At 70.1% G+C, this 13,563-nt stretch carries 17 protein-coding genes and 3 tRNA genes; 11 read left to right on the top strand and 9 right to left on the bottom strand.

The features are described 5' to 3' along the window. Positions 1 to 19: 19 nt before the first annotated feature. The 3 genes from ACFYZB_RS18440 to ACFYZB_RS18430 all read right to left on the bottom strand — a co-directional run bounded on the left by ACFYZB_RS18440 (position 20) and on the right by ACFYZB_RS18430 (position 2,525). Positions 20 to 421, bottom strand: coding sequence for a YccF domain-containing protein (locus ACFYZB_RS18440; RefSeq protein ID WP_351214364.1), 402 nt, complete (start codon positions 419 to 421; stop codon positions 20 to 22). A gap of 141 nt (positions 422 to 562) precedes the next feature. Continuing rightward, a complete protein-coding gene (locus ACFYZB_RS18435) occupies positions 563 to 1,816 on the bottom strand; it encodes an APC family permease (protein WP_388759458.1) in 1,254 nt (417 codons plus the stop codon). A gap of 220 nt (positions 1,817 to 2,036) precedes the next feature. Then, a complete protein-coding gene (locus tag ACFYZB_RS18430; RefSeq protein ID WP_166001462.1) occupies positions 2,037 to 2,525 on the bottom strand; it encodes a YajQ family cyclic di-GMP-binding protein in 489 nt (162 codons plus the stop codon). Between the two features lie 244 nt (positions 2,526 to 2,769). Between ACFYZB_RS18430 and ACFYZB_RS18425 the strand changes: the two genes are divergently transcribed. Both ACFYZB_RS18425 and ACFYZB_RS18420 read left to right on the top strand, forming a co-directional pair. After that, positions 2,770 to 2,851 (top strand) — tRNA-Tyr (locus tag ACFYZB_RS18425). A 318-nt stretch (positions 2,852 to 3,169) separates the two neighbouring features. Further along, positions 3,170 to 3,421, top strand: a complete 252-nt coding sequence (locus ACFYZB_RS18420) for a hypothetical protein (RefSeq protein ID WP_388759454.1) — start codon at positions 3,170 to 3,172, stop codon at positions 3,419 to 3,421. A 91-nt stretch (positions 3,422 to 3,512) separates the two neighbouring features. Here the strand turns inward: ACFYZB_RS18420 and ACFYZB_RS18415 are convergent, their stop codons facing one another. The 4 genes from ACFYZB_RS18415 to ACFYZB_RS18400 all read right to left on the bottom strand — a co-directional run bounded on the left by ACFYZB_RS18415 (position 3,513) and on the right by ACFYZB_RS18400 (position 7,379). Beyond that, positions 3,513 to 3,968, bottom strand: coding sequence for a transposase (locus ACFYZB_RS18415; RefSeq protein WP_388759514.1), 456 nt, complete (start codon positions 3,966 to 3,968; stop codon positions 3,513 to 3,515). Further along, positions 3,884 to 5,101, bottom strand: coding sequence for an ISL3 family transposase (locus tag ACFYZB_RS18410; protein ID WP_388759452.1), 1,218 nt, complete (start codon positions 5,099 to 5,101; stop codon positions 3,884 to 3,886). The genes ACFYZB_RS18415 and ACFYZB_RS18410 overlap by 85 nt, the downstream gene beginning before the upstream one ends. A 132-nt stretch (positions 5,102 to 5,233) precedes the next feature. Beyond that, positions 5,234 to 6,505: a glycoside hydrolase family 3 N-terminal domain-containing protein gene (locus tag ACFYZB_RS18405; RefSeq protein WP_388759450.1), complete on the bottom strand. Its 1,272-nt coding sequence runs from the start codon at positions 6,503 to 6,505 to the stop codon at positions 5,234 to 5,236. A 391-nt stretch (positions 6,506 to 6,896) separates the two neighbouring features. Beyond that, complete coding sequence (locus ACFYZB_RS18400; protein WP_388759447.1) at positions 6,897 to 7,379, bottom strand: carboxymuconolactone decarboxylase family protein; 483 nt, start codon at positions 7,377 to 7,379, stop codon at positions 6,897 to 6,899. 173 nt (positions 7,380 to 7,552) lie between these two features. On the opposite strand from ACFYZB_RS18400, the gene ACFYZB_RS18395 reads away from it, so the two are divergent. The 3 genes from ACFYZB_RS18395 to ACFYZB_RS18385 are packed head-to-tail and all read left to right on the top strand — an operon-like array spanning position 7,553 to position 8,430. Continuing rightward, entirely contained in the window at positions 7,553 to 7,906 is a 354-nt protein-coding gene (locus ACFYZB_RS18395) for a DUF6233 domain-containing protein (RefSeq protein ID WP_388759445.1), read from the top strand. A 44-nt stretch (positions 7,907 to 7,950) separates the two neighbouring features. After that, positions 7,951 to 8,175: a hypothetical protein gene (locus ACFYZB_RS18390; RefSeq protein WP_351612174.1), complete on the top strand. Its 225-nt coding sequence runs from the start codon at positions 7,951 to 7,953 to the stop codon at positions 8,173 to 8,175. 42 nt (positions 8,176 to 8,217) lie between these two features. Beyond that, on the top strand, positions 8,218 to 8,430 hold the full coding sequence (locus tag ACFYZB_RS18385; protein WP_351214378.1) for a hypothetical protein: 213 nt from the start codon (positions 8,218 to 8,220) through the stop codon (positions 8,428 to 8,430). A gap of 129 nt (positions 8,431 to 8,559) precedes the next feature. Here ACFYZB_RS18385 and ACFYZB_RS18380 read toward each other — a convergent pair whose 3' ends face one another. Together ACFYZB_RS18380 and ACFYZB_RS18375 are read right to left on the bottom strand one after the other, a co-directional pair. Next, positions 8,560 to 9,216 (bottom strand): SDR family oxidoreductase, encoded by a 657-nt coding sequence (locus ACFYZB_RS18380; protein WP_388759442.1) that lies wholly within the window; start codon positions 9,214 to 9,216, stop codon positions 8,560 to 8,562. A 455-nt stretch (positions 9,217 to 9,671) separates the two neighbouring features. Next, positions 9,672 to 10,937 (bottom strand): amidohydrolase family protein, encoded by a 1,266-nt coding sequence (locus tag ACFYZB_RS18375; RefSeq protein WP_388759439.1) that lies wholly within the window; start codon positions 10,935 to 10,937, stop codon positions 9,672 to 9,674. A 370-nt stretch (positions 10,938 to 11,307) separates the two neighbouring features. Between ACFYZB_RS18375 and ACFYZB_RS18370 the strand changes: the two genes are divergently transcribed. From ACFYZB_RS18370 to ACFYZB_RS18345, 6 genes are all read left to right on the top strand, one after another. Beyond that, a tRNA-Thr gene (locus ACFYZB_RS18370) sits at positions 11,308 to 11,380 on the top strand. A 46-nt stretch (positions 11,381 to 11,426) separates the two neighbouring features. Next, positions 11,427 to 11,499 (top strand) — tRNA-Met (locus tag ACFYZB_RS18365). A 90-nt stretch (positions 11,500 to 11,589) separates the two neighbouring features. Beyond that, positions 11,590 to 11,754 (top strand): 50S ribosomal protein L33, encoded by a 165-nt coding sequence (gene rpmG, locus ACFYZB_RS18360; RefSeq protein WP_003948671.1) that lies wholly within the window; start codon positions 11,590 to 11,592, stop codon positions 11,752 to 11,754. A gap of 183 nt (positions 11,755 to 11,937) precedes the next feature. After that, on the top strand, positions 11,938 to 12,390 hold the full coding sequence (locus ACFYZB_RS18355; RefSeq protein WP_153539332.1) for a MaoC family dehydratase N-terminal domain-containing protein: 453 nt from the start codon (positions 11,938 to 11,940) through the stop codon (positions 12,388 to 12,390). Positions 12,391 to 12,397: 7 nt separating this feature from the next. Continuing rightward, positions 12,398 to 12,826, top strand: a complete 429-nt coding sequence (locus ACFYZB_RS18350; protein WP_388619550.1) for a MaoC family dehydratase — start codon at positions 12,398 to 12,400, stop codon at positions 12,824 to 12,826. A 112-nt stretch (positions 12,827 to 12,938) separates the two neighbouring features. After that, positions 12,939 to 13,508 carry a TetR/AcrR family transcriptional regulator gene (locus ACFYZB_RS18345; RefSeq protein ID WP_388759435.1) on the top strand — a complete coding sequence of 190 codons (570 nt, stop codon included), beginning with the start codon at positions 12,939 to 12,941 and terminating at the stop codon, positions 13,506 to 13,508. Positions 13,509 to 13,563 lie beyond the last annotated feature (55 nt).

The following is a 13,563-nucleotide window of genomic DNA, read 5'->3' as shown; positions in this document are numbered from 1 at the left end:
AGCGGTTGGCGCAGCGGCGTCAGCGCCCGGCGAACCCCTGGTCCGACGGAACCACCTCACGCCCGAGCGGCATCAGCGAGATCGGGATGAGCTTCAGGTTCGCCCAGCCGAAGGGGATCCCGATGATCGACAGGAACAGGGGGATGCTCGTGATCAGGTGGCCCAGGGCCAGCCACCATCCCGCGAAGATCACCCAGATCACGTTGCCGATGAAGGACCCCGCCCCCGCGTCCGGCCGTTCCACGGTCGTCCGGCCGAACGGCCACAGGACGAAACCGGCGATGCGCAGCGACGCGATGCCGAACGGGATGGTGACGATCAGGACGAAACAGATCAGGGCAGCGATGACATAACCGATCGCCATCCAGAAGCCGCACAGGACGAGCCACAGGATGTTGAGCAGCAGGTTGAACACCTTCATGATCGGTACCTCTCCGGGTCGCTCCGTCGGCATGCCTGCTGCCACAAGTATCAGTGCGTCAGGCGTACTCGCAGAACCGCGGCAGCCTTGTGGCCTGATCGGGAACGTACAGAGAACGTACGGAAACGATCGCGTTCGACGTCACCCGATACGCCGCCGCCGCGCCCACCGTCGTACGGCGTAGGCCGCCACGCCCACCGCGAGCACACCCGCTCCCACGGCCACCGAGACGGCGGGGAGCGCGAACGCCAGTGTGGCGCAGCCCAGCAGGCCGACCACCGGCACCACGCGGGCCGACGCGGCCGGACTCAGGGTCCACGCGGAGGCGTTGGCGAGGGCGTAGTAGGCGAGCACGCCGAAGGAGGAGAAGCCGATCGCGCCGCGCACGTCGACCGTCGCGGCCAGTACGGCGACCACCGCGCCCACCGCGAGCTCCGCCCGGTGCGGCACCTGGAAGCGCGGGTGCACGGCCGCCAGCGTCCCCGGCAGATGCCCGTCCCGGGCCATGGCGAGCGTCGTACGGGACACGCCCAGGATCAGCGACAGCAGCGAGCCGAGCGCCGCCACCGCCGCCCCGGCCCGCACCACCGGGACGAGCCCCGGCAGGCCGGCCGTCCGTACCGCGTCGGCCAGCGGCGCCGCCGCATGCCCGAGCCGGTCCGCACCGAGGACGGCGAGCACCGCGACGGCCACGCACGCGTACACCACGAGTGCGATCCCCAGGGCCAGCGGAATGGCGCGCGGGATCGTGCGCGCCGGATCCCGTACCTCCTCCCCGAGGGTCGCGATCCGCGCGTACCCGGCGAATGCGAAGAACAACAGCCCCGCCGCCTGGAGGACCCCGCCCGCGCCCGACGACAGCCCGATGTCCAGCCGCCCGGCGCCGGCTCGCCCCGAGGCCAGGCATCCGACCACCACGGCCGCGAGGACTGCCAGCACCACCGCCACGATCACCCGCGTCAGCCACGCCGACTTCTGGATCCCGCCGTAGTTCACGGCCGTCAGGGCGACCACGGCCGTGACCGCCACCCCGTGCGCCTGCCCCGGCCAGACGTAAGCACCCACGGTGAGCGCCATGGCCGCGCAGGACGCCGTCTTGCCGACCACGAAGGCCCAGCCCGCGAGATAGCCCCAGAAGGGGCCCAGCCGTTCCCGTCCGTATACGTACGTGCCGCCGGAGGCCGGATGGCGCGCGGCCAGCCGGGCCGACGACAGGGCGTTGCAGTAGGCCACCACGGCCGCGAGTGCCAGCCCGGGCAGCAGCCCCGATCCGGCCGCGCGCGCGGCCGGCCCCAGGGCCGAGAACACACCGGCCCCGACCATCGCGCCGAGGCCGACGACCACGGCGTCCCGCACGCCGAGGGTGCGTCGCAGTGCGGTGCCGGTGGATGTCATGCGCCGCACCCTAGTGACCGCCGCAACCGGGTGGTGGCCTGGTGGCGTCCTTCACGTCAACAGGCCGGGAACCTACGGTCGACAGGTCGGGAACATGCGGTCGACAGGGCACGCATGCGCGCGACGACAGCAGGGAGGGGCGGGCACCGCTCGGGGGCGCCCGCCCCTCCCTGCTGCCGCGGCTGTCCTGCCGCTGTCCCGCAGGACGTCCTGGTGGGTCCTACCGGTAGTTCACGAACTGCAGCGCGAAGTCGAAGTCCTTGCCCTTCAGCAGCGCGATGACGGCCTGCAGGTCGTCCCGGCTCTTGGACGAGACCCGCAGCTCGTCACCCTGGACCTGGGCCTTCACACCCTTGGGGCCCTCGTCGCGAATGATCTTCGCCACCTTCTTCGCGTTCTCCTGGGAGATGCCCTCCTGGATCGACGCGAAGATCTTGTACTCCTTGCCGGACAGCTGGGGCTCGCCGGCGTCCAGGGCCTTCAGCGAGATGCCGCGCTTGATCAGCTTGGACTGGAAGACGTCGAGGACGGCCTTCACCCGGTCCTCGGAGTTCGCCTCCATGAGGATCTTGTCCCCGGACCATGAGATCGAGGCACCCACGCCCTTGAAGTCGTAGCGCTGCGAGATCTCCTTGGCGGCCTGGTTGAGGGCGTTGTCGACCTCCTGCCGCTCGACCTTCGAGACGATGTCGAAACTGGAGTCGGCCATGTCCTGTGGCTCCTTGTATCGGGGTGCTTATCGGTGCGGATCGGTGCGAATCGTGCATGCCGACGTGCGCGGTGACGGCCGCCGGGCCCGGCATGACACAGGGCCGCATCCGCACCAGCCTAGCCATCCCGCGAGCCGGGGGGCGGAGATCAATCGGGTGGCGAAGCACCCCTGTGTATCGGGTATTGTTTACGTCGTCGCCAGGGAGCGCCGCCGAAAAGCGGTTCGATCTGGTGGTCAACCCGGCGGTGTGCCCGAGCGGCCAAAGGGAGCAGACTGTAAATCTGCCGGCTCAGCCTTCCCAGGTTCGAATCCTGGCGCCGCCACACGGTAACGAGAGCCCCGTGACCTGCGAGAGCAGGTCACGGGGCTCTCGTCGTGTCTTCGGGTGTCGGCGACGGCTGAAAAGTGGTTCTGGATCACTTTCCGTGTCAGGGCCACGGAGCGTCACCGGAACCGCGATCATGAACGGTCGTGACTGATGTGGCGCCTCATGGACAGCCAGAGCAATCGGTTGTCCCTTGAACGCCGCCCCAAGGCAGAATCAGCGCATGACAACTTGAAGAGCACCGGCCGGAAGGAAGTCCTGGCGCAAGCGGGGAAACGGCTGGTCCGTCCGCGACGGTGACCGCTGGATCTGCCTCGTGTGCCACGAGCCTGTCCGCTCCTACCAGTTCCGCTTCCATCCGCCCGAGTCCTCCAGCTTCGAGCGCTGCATCGGGTTTGCCTGGTGCTCGGGGTGCCGGATCTACTCGGGCAACATGGTCTACGTTCCTCGCAAACGCCTCCTGGTCGACGCGCTTGCCTCGCTACCTGCCGATGACCGCGACCAGTTGCTCCGGAAGGAGGCCGCACTGGTCGACTATCTCGACAGCCGAGGCCTCGGCCAACACTGACCGGAGCCCCCATTCCGAGCCGTCGTGCTGCTCGGCGCCATCACCGTCCAGCTCCGATGCGTGACCCTCCACGCCATCAGGACCGGCGGTTTCACGCGTGGAGGACACGCTTGCGCAGGAGGTCGAAGTTGGCGCGTCCGAACATCTGCCGCTTCAGCATTTTGATCTTGTTGTTGTGACCCTCGACCGCCCCGGAACTGTAGTTCAGGGTGAGGCCGGCGACGACCGCATCGAGGTCCTGCAGGAGACCGGTGGCGAAACTTCGAAGGGCTGGGACCTGGTCCTGCTGGACGCGTGTGATCCAGTCCTTGAGCTCTCGGCCGCGTCGATCGTTCATCAGCTCGGCGAAGGTCCTGACGTGCCAGGCGGTGGTGGCGAGTGCCGGGCCGCGTGTCAGCACCTCCTTGAGCTGCTGGCACGCGTCGGTTGAGAGGCGGTCGGGGTGGCGGGTGATCCAGCCGGTCACGTCTCTGACAGAGGGCTTGCGGCGGGGCGGGTCCTGGTGCGGGAACGCTGTGCGGAGTCGGCGGACATACTCGCGGACGATCTGCTCCTGCCCGGGGAATCCGCGCTGCTGGATCTCCTCGAACAGGCGCCGGGCGATCGTGTGGCCCTCACTGAAACGCTGGTGGAGACAGGGCTTGTAGGGGTCGAGGATGCTGGTGCGTCCCGTCCAGCGGCCGACCAGCAGCTCGTCGGGATCGTTCGCGCCGGCAGTCGGTGGACAGTGCCGCGGGCCAGGCCAAGTCGGCGGGCGATGACGCGCAGGCTGAACCCGTCCTCCATGAGCGCGTGGACGGCGGCGTGCTGTTCGCGGACCCGGTCGGACAGCCGACCGGTCCGGCGGGGCTCAGCGGCGACGGATGGAAGAACAACTTCTTCGGTTGAGAGGGTCGGAGGAGCTGGTTCGCGCAGCAAGGCCCGGTGTTGCAGCACGGTCTTCTCCACCGCGTCGGAGAGGTTCTGCCACAGGTGGAATCGGTCGGCGACGTGGATCGCGTCCGGGGCACCGAGTCGGACGGCTTCGGCGTAGGAGGCGGAGCGGTCGCGGCAGACGACCTTCACGCCCGGATGGCCGGCCAGCCAGGAGCGCACGGTCTCGACCGTGCGGTCGGGCAGCAGGTCAACCGCGCGACAGGTCTCGATGTCGACGAGGACGGTGGCGTAGACATGGCCCTTGCGCAGAGCGAACTCGTCGATGCCGAGCACGCGCGGCACCGGGGACGCAGGGTCGGGCAGGGCGCGTATCAGTCGCAGGAGCGTGGATCGGCTCACCGGGACCGCGAAGGTCTCGGCCAGGCGGGAGCCGGCCCGGCCTGCCAGGGCCAGGGCGAGCTGCTGAAGTGCGGTCTGCAGGCCCTGGCTTCGCCGTCCGTGGCGGAAGGTCAGCCCTGCCGCCTGCTCGACGAAGGTGGATCGCGGGCACATCCGTTCATGACAGCGGAACCGTCGGACTCGTAACTCGACCACCACCCGGCGCCCGCCCGCCGCGCTGTCGTCCAGCCGCCGTACGTAGCTGCTGTGCACTCGGGCCGAGACGGTTCCGCACGACGGGCAGCCCGCCTCGTCGCTGGTCGTGGCGGCATGGACGATGACGCGGTCGGCGTGGATGGTCAGGGAGTTGACCGCGACGTCGGCGGCCTGGTTGAGCCAGAGGTCCTGGTGGAGAGCATGAGTCACGACCGTTCATGATCGCGGTTCCGGTGACGCTCCGTGGCCCTGGCACGGAAAGTGATCCAGAACCACAATTCAGCCGTCGCCGACATTCGGGGTGATCAGCGGTCTGTCTCACCCTGTCTCGCGTCTTCGTGCTCAGGGGCAGAGATTCACGTGTCGGACGGCCAGGACGTGCCCCGCTGCGTCGATGAGGCGGCTGCGGGCGAGGTGTCCGCCGGTCACCGCATTGGTGATAGCCGTGGCGATCGAGGAGGTTTGGGAGCTGACGTTGCCCCCTAGGTCGAACATGACCATGTCGGCGCCGGAGCGCAGGGCCTGGACGGCGGCTGTGGGAACGCTGAAGCCGGCTGCGGAGATCGCCTTGGCGCTGAGTGAGTCGGTGACCACCAGCCCCTTGAAGCCCAGCTTGCCGCGCAGCTCGGAGCTGATGGCGGTGGGGGACAGGCTCGCCGGATTGGTGCCCAAGCCCGGCACAACGTTGTTGGAGACCATGATGGCCGGGGCGCCAGCCTTGATGGCCGCTGTGAACGGTGGGATGGCCACCTTTTGCAGGGTGGACCAGGGCAGGGTGCGGGCAGGGCCGAAGTCGGAGTTGTAAGTCGAGCCGCCGAGACCCGGGAAATGCTTGACGACGGGTGTCACACCTCCGGCGCGCAACCCGTTCATGTACGCGACACCGTCCTTGGAGACCACCGAGGTGCTGCCGCTGAAGGACCGCCAACCGTCGGGATTGGTCTTGCTGGGGGCCACGTTCCTCCCGTCGACGTCGACCACCGGCGCGAGGTCCATGTTCACCCGGGCGGCCGCCATCTTGGTCGCGACTTGGGTGACGTTCTGCTGGATCTGTGCCGGGGTCCAGTTCGTGCCCATGTAGGCGGCCCAGGGCAGGGAACCGACGAGGTTCGTCATGCGCTGGATGCCACCGCCCTCCTCGTCGGTCATCACCAACAGGCCCAGATGGCCCGGTACATGCGTCTTCAGCGTGGTCAACCTGGAGCCGAGGTCTGACGGCGCCTTGCTGCCGAACAGCAGCACACCGCCCGCACCGGCGGTCACCTCGGAGGTGACGTCGGACACCGAGGTCTCCGACACCGGGACGGCGACGGTCAGCATGGCCAGTCGGCGGTTCGACCACCCGGCCAGCTTCGTGCTGTTGGTGCACGTCGTGGCGGCGGTCGGGAGGTCCGGGGCGAGGGACGGATGGGACGAGGAAGGCGCGGCGGACGGGGCGTGGGGCACGCCAGGGCTACTGGGGTGCGCGGCCGCCTTGGGGGTGCTCGTGCCACAGCCCGCCAGGAGCATCGCCGCCACGGCGGCGGTGCCCAGAATTCGTGCGTTCCCGGCCCGGCCGGGGAGCCGCAGCGGTGCTGTCGTCCTTCTGCGGTCACGGTACGACGGGAGATTCATCGTCCGGCCTCCTTCGGACTGAGGGCCGTATGAGCGTGAGGTGGGCGTTGCGACGCGTGAGATGCGCACCAGCCGGCATGTGTTCGCCGGTCCACAGTCGGACTGCCAGGATCCCGCGCATCGGGGTCGAACGAAAGTTCAGCGGATGTGAGTGTGGTCGCTCAGGAATTGACTTCGATCACGCTTCACCCTGGCCGCAGCGCCGGTCACAGTGGGGCGAGTGTGGGGCGTGACGCCTTAGGGCCGAAAAACCGCCAGGTCAGAGCAGATCCCGGCGCGGCCTGTAAATCTGCCGGCTCAGCCTTCCCAGGTTCGAATCCTGGCGCCGCCACACGGTAACGAGAGCCCCGTGACCTGCGAGAGCAGGTCACGGGGCTCTCGTCGTCGACCGTCAGTGGAACTTGGCGGCCATGCCCGCCTCGTAGTCACCGGCGGGCTGCTGGGTGATGACGTTTCCGCGGTTGAAGGCGTTGATGACGGCGATCTGGGCCACCAGGTCGGCGAGCTGGTCCTCGTCGTAGTACTTGGCCGCGTTCGCCCAGACCTCGTCCGGGACGCCGCCGGCCGCGTCGGCGATGCGGGTGCCCTGCTCCGTCAGCTCCAGCGCCGCGCGCTCGGCGTCGGTGAAGACCTTGGCCTCCCTCCAGGCGGCGACCAGGTGGAGGCGTACGGCGGTCTCGCCGGCCGCGGCGGCCTCCTTGGTGTGCATGTCGATGCATCCGGCACAGCCGTTGATCTGGCTGGCGCGGAGCATCATCAGTTCACGCGTCGAGGCCGGCACGGTCGACTCCGAGAGCGCCCTGCCCGCGGCGATGAGGTGCTTGAGGGCCTTGGCGGCGACCGGGGCGGCCATGACGTTCAGACGAGCTTCCACGGTGTACTCCTGGGTGGTTGCCGATGCGTACGCCCTCTTGGACAGAGCAGCCCCGCACGCTGTGACAGGGATGGATGTGACCTGCGCCTCAGTGGTGGAGAGCCGTTTCATGGGACCTAGTCGGCCGCCTCCCCGTGGTCGCACTTCCCGGTCTCTTCACTAGAATCGAACGTGTGAACGATGACCGTCCGCTGACGCGTCTCGACATGCTGCGTTTCGCCCGCCGCGTCGTCGAACATCAGGCCGCGCGGCAGCTCGCCCTGATGGACCGGTGGATCGCGGACGAGGAACGCCGGGAGGCCGAGAGGCAGAGCCGCGCCGCCACCCGGCAGGCCGCTCCGGACTGGCTGATCGAGCGCGGCCTGAACGGTCGCACCGCGGTGTACGTCCACGTCGGCGGCTGTACGAGCGCGGGCGGGCGTGCCAAGGGGGTCGGCCGGGACCAGGCGGTGCGTGCCCTCGCCGAGGAAGGGGTCGCCGCATGCCCGCTGTGCCGCCCCGACACCGAGCTGGGAATACTGGAATGACCGGTCCGGGTGCGGGCCCGACCGGTCCGGACGATGCTGGAGCCATGGCCGGGAAGCGACCCATCATCGTGCACCTGCCGTCCCCGACCGGCGGCCGCCGGGTCCGGGTGGACGGCGAGATCCTCGGCCTGGCGCACAACGTCGGGGACCTGGTGGAGTTCCTGCGCCGCGCGGGGTTGGAGATCGAGCCGGAGCAGGTGGCGGACTCGCCGCTGATCGACTGGCGCGGGGTGGGCCCCGATCGCTGGGAAGCCGAGACCCGTACCTGACAGCGGTGTCGCCTCAGCACCGCTGCGGGGCACACTGACGGCATGTCCTCCCGACGCAGAACCTGTCCTGTGTGCCGTCGCGACATCGCGGTCGTGGCGGGTCGCTACGCGCGGCACGATCCGCCGGGGGCGAGGGAGAACGGGGAGCTCGTCTCCTGTGCCGGGTCCCGGCAGCAGGCGCAACTCGGGGCTGTACAGCCGGCGTTGGACGGATACGCCGTGCCGGAGTTTCCCGGGCAGCTGCCTCTGTTCTGAGTCACGAGGAGGTGGAGGTAGCCGGATTGTGTGTGGAGGCAGGGCCGTGGGAGACCTGACGGGTCGGCAGGTCGGCTGTGCTGAAAGGGCGGTCGCGGACTCAGTCCGTTCAACGACCGGTGTTCCGCCTCAGTCCCCGGCCACCGACTTCACCGCCACGGACACCGGCGTCGATCCGCTGATCAGCTCCAGCGTCAGGCCGGTCGTCGCCGGGGTGTCCACCAACTCCGCCAGTACGGCGGCCACATCGTCCCGCGGGACGGCACCGCGCCCGGTGTGCGCCTCCAGGCGGACCTGACCGGTACCGGCGTCGTCCGTCAGCGAGCCGGGGCGCAGGATCGTCCAGTCCAGCGCCTCCTGACGGGTCACGTACGCGTCCGCCTCGCCCTTGGCGCGCAGGTACGCGTCGAAGACACCGTCGCCCTGGTGCGCGGGATCCGCGCCCATCGAGGACACGACCAGGAAGCGGCGCACGCGCGCGCGTACGGCCGCGTCCGCGAACAGCACCGCTGCGCCCCTGTCCACCGTCTCCTTGCGCGCCGCCCCGCTGCCCGGGCCCGCGCCGGCCGCGAACACCGCCGCGTCGGCGCCCTGCAGGTGCGCCGCGACCTCCTCCAGCGAGGCGGACTCCAGGTCGAGCAGCACCGGCTCGGCACCGGCAGCCCGCAGATCGTCGCCCTGTTCGGACCTGCGGATGATCCCCGCGACCTGCTCTCCGCGCGCGGAGAGCAGGCGCTCCAGCCGCAGCGCGATCTGACCATGACCACCAGCGATGACAATGCGCATGAAACCGACCGTACGCCGGACGGGGCGCATCCGCCGCACGAGTTAATCGGCGTGGCGCAACCGCGCCGGGCGCACACCCACCGGCACGCGCGGGCACGCACAGGGCACCGCCCATGGGAGCAACGCGGGGCGCGCACGGGCCGCGTCCATGGGCGTAACGCCGGCCACGCACGGGGCACGCATCATCGCCACGTGCCGGGGCGCACCCGCACACACGTCCATTGGCGCAGCGCCGGGCGCACACCCACCGGCACGCGCGGGCGCGCACGGGGCACCGCCCATGGGAGCAACGCGGGGCGCGCACGGGCCGCGTCCACGGGCGTAACGCCGGCCACGCAGGGGCGTATCCACCGGTATGCGCTGGGCGCACTGGCTCACCCCGGGCGCGCGAGGGCACCCGCCCGCGGCAACACCCGCCTACGCGCTCCCGGGCGCCGACCTCGGGCCGCGCCCCCTCACGACAACTCGCCCCGCCCCTGGCGCGGCAACCCGAGTTCCGCCGTGGCCGCCGAGTTGCAGTACTCGCGCACCGCGCTCGTGCGGGCCACCACTCGGCCCCGGTGGACCACGATCCGGCTGTAGGCCAGGGACAGGGCACCGGCCAGCCGGTTGCCGCGGACGGCGAGGAGGTCCGCAGGGAAGCCGGCCTCCACGCGCACCTCCGGCAGGCCCAGCGTCGCGCGGGCCGAGGCGCTGACGGCGGAGTAGGCGTCCTCCGGGCGCAGGCCGTGGGCGGAGGCGAGGAGGTAGGCGGCCTCCAGGGGGTCGCCACGGCCGACGGGGTTGGAGGCGTCGCGCAGGGCGCCGCTGCCGGCCGACACACGCACCCCGGCCGCGCGCAGCAGCCGTACCGGAGCGGCGCCGCGGCGGTCGGCGCCGCAGCAGCCGCCCTGGGGCAGGCAGATGACCGTCACGCCGGCCGCCGCGAGCTGGTCCGCGGCGCGGGAGGCGGCCTCGGCGGGGAGGCGGGCGAGTCCGGCGCACGGTCCGATCGTCACGCCGGGGCGCAGCCCCCCGGCCATGGATGCGAGCCGGGACAACCGGGCCGGGTCGGAGGCGTCCGTGTGCAGGTCCACCGGGCAGCCGTGCTCGGAGGCGACCTCCAGGACCGCTTCCACATAGCCCGTGGGATCGGGGTCCAGGTCGGGGCAGCCGCCCACCGCGGAGGCGCCCATCTTGACCGCGTCGCGCAGCATCGCCAGCCCGTCGGCCCCGGCCACCCCGGTCAGCAGCCGCGGCATCGCCACCGTCGTCAGTTCGGCGAGCCCCCGCAGCGAGCGCCGCGCCTGCAGGACGGCGCCCAGCGCGCCGAGTCCCTGCACATCGCCCACGCGCACGTGCGCGCGTGTCGCCGTCGCACCGTGCCCGAGCTGCAGCAGGGTCGCCTCCGTCGCCCGGCGCTGCACGTCCTCGGGGGCGTACGACACCGGGCCGGGGCGCTCGGCGGACAGCGCGGTGTCTCCGTGGGCGTGCGGTTCGGCCGGGGCCGGCAGGAGCAGATAGCCGCTCAGGTCCACGCGCGCGGCGCCCGTCCGGGCAGGGCCCGGCGCCAGACTGCCGGCCGTGCCCACCGCCTCGATGCGCCCGCCGCCCAGCCGTACGTCCACCGTCCGGCCGTCGGTGAGCCGCGCCCCGCACAGCAGCAGGGCGGCCGGGTCGGACTGGCCCGAGGATCCCGAGGAGTTCGACGGCGGGTGGGGCTGCGGCTGGCTGTCGGGCATCGCGCTCCAGGATCGGGGCCGGGGGCTCGGGCGGGCCCGCGTGAGACACCGGGGCCTGGGCCCCAAGATCACGCAGAGCGAGTCGAGCCTAGGGTGGTGAGCCTCGCCGGGCGCGTAGGAGCGCAATAGTCGTACCGGTTGCTCCGCCCTTGGCAGTACACGTGTCGCCCACCCGCGTGGCCCCGCCCTGTCTTACGACGCCCACCGCGCGTGGCCCCCGCTCTCCCCGGCGGACGCCACGCGCGCGTGCCCGCATGAGCCCTCCCTGCGATTCATGAGGTCGCTGCGAGCCCTGGGGTGGAGGGTGCCGCGGGCCGCCGGATACGGATTTGGGTGAACGGCGGCGGACCGTGTAATGTCTTCATCGCTCGCCCCAATAGCTCAGTCGGCAGAGCGTCTCCATGGTAAGGAGAAGGTCAACGGTTCGATTCCGTTTTGGGGCTCTGGTGTGAGAGGTTCCCGTCGAAAGGCGGGGTCCGATCGCATCGCAGCGGTGTAGCTCAGTCGGTAGAGCAAGCGGCTCATAATCGCTGTGTCACCGGTTCAAGTCCGGTCACCGCTACTGACAGTAGCCGATTGCGGGGTCGGTCCTTCGATCGGCTACTCTTTCTTGCGTTGAATTAGTCCACCCGTTCGTCTTAGGAGCACTCACGTGGCTGCCACCGACGTCCGCCCGAAGATCACGCTGGCCTGCGTGGAGTGCAAGGAGCGGAACTACATCACCAAGAAGAACCGGCGTAACAACCCGGATCGTCTCGAGATGAAGAAGCACTGCCCTCGCTGCAACGCGCACACCGCGCACCGCGAGACGCGATAAACAGGCTCGTTCGCGAGGCCGTCCCCTTCCGAGGGGGCGGCCTCGCGGCGTTTCACCGCCTCACCGGCGCCTCGACTGCACCGGTGCTCCGGCGGCCGTGCCCCCACCTGCCCCCTGCGCATTCCCCGGCGGGATTCCGGCTAATTTGGGGCCATCACAGCAGACATCAGGAGGTGCCGGGCCATGGCGCTCGACCAGTCCTTCGTTGGACGGACCTACCCGCCCACCGCGCCCTACGAGGTGGGCCGGGAGAAGATCCGCGAGTTCGCCGAGGCGGTGGGCGAGACCAACCCGGTCTACACGGACCCGGAGGCCGCGAAGGCGTTCGGTCATTCCGATGTGATCGCCCCGCCGACGTTCGTGTTCGCCATCACCTTCCCGGCCGCGGGACAGATCGTCGAGGACCCGCAGCTCGGTCTCGACTACAGCCGCGTGGTGCACGGCGACCAGAAGTTCGCCTACAGCCGCCCGGTGCGCGCCGGCGACCGGCTCACGGTCACCTCCACCATCGAGGGGATCAAGTCCCTCGCGGGCAACGACATCCTGGACATCCGCGGTGAGGTGCACGACGAGGCGGGCGAGCACGTCGTGACCGCCTGGACCAAGCTCGTGGCCCGCGCGGCCGAGGAGGCGTGAGGACCTGATGACGGCGAAGATCGCGTACGACGACGTCGAGGTCGGCACCGAGCTGCCGGCGCAGACCTTCCCCGTGACCCGTGCCACGCTCGTGCGCTACGCGGGTGCCTCCGGGGACTTCAACCCGATCCACTGGAACGAGAAGTTCGCCAAGGAGGTCGGCCTGCCGGACGTCATCGCGCACGGCATGTTCACCATGGCCGAGGCGATCCGTGTGGTCACCGACTGGACCGGGGACCCGGGCGCGGTCGTGGAGTACGGCGTCCGCTTCACCAAGCCCGTCGTCGTGCCGAACGACGACCAGGGCGCGCTGATCGAGGTGAGCGGCAAGGTCGCGGCCAAGCTGGACGACAACACCGTGCGCGTGGACCTCACGGCGACCAGCGACGGCCAGAAGGTGCTGGGCATGTCCCGGGCGGTCGTACGGCTTGCCTGAGCTCCACCGGAACCGGTGATGTAAGGGGCGTCCTCCATGGTGGGGCGCCCCTTACGCACGTCTGGCGTCAGAGGGCTTGCCAAGTTAGTGATTGAGTACTAACTTTCTTCTCGTGGTCAGGATGAGCGCAGAAGAGCGACGTGAGAGTGTCATTCGCGCGGCGATCGCCGAATTCGCGCGGAAGGGCTACTACGGCACTTCCACGGAGGCGATCGCGGCGCGCGTGGGGGTCTCGCAGCCGTACCTCTTCCGCCTCTTCGCCGGCAAGAAGGCGATCTTCGCCGCCGCATCGCTGCGGTGCGTCGAGGACACCTGCGGGGTCTTCGAGGAGGCCGCCAAGGGCCTGGAGGGCGAGGAGGCCCTGCACGCGATGGCGGACGCCTATGTGCAGTTGATCACGGAGCAGCCCGAAAAACTCCAGATGCAGATGCAGACGTACATCACCGTCGCGGCCGTCGAGGCGGAGGGTGACCACGAGTTCGGTGAGGCCGTACGGGCCGCCTGGATGAAGCTCTGGGACACCGTCCACCTGCCGCTCGGGGCGGACGACGGCGAGACGACGACCTTCCTGGCCTACGGAATGCTCATCAACACCCTCACGGCCATGGGGTTTCCCTCCGGACACCGGGTCTGGCGGGGGATCGACACGCCGTCCCGGGTCGTCGGCCGGCTGGAGCACTAGCGGAACGGGGTGGTTGGCCCGCCCCTTTTCGCGTCCACGAAAGTTAGTCATCAAT

The sequence above is a fragment of the Streptomyces sp. NPDC001852 genome (assembly GCF_042891825.1).
In the GTDB taxonomy this organism is placed as follows: Bacteria; Actinomycetota; Actinomycetes; order Streptomycetales; family Streptomycetaceae; genus Streptomyces.
The sequence above is the reverse complement of the archived record's forward strand: the minus strand, read 5'-3'. Positions and strand labels throughout refer to the sequence as shown.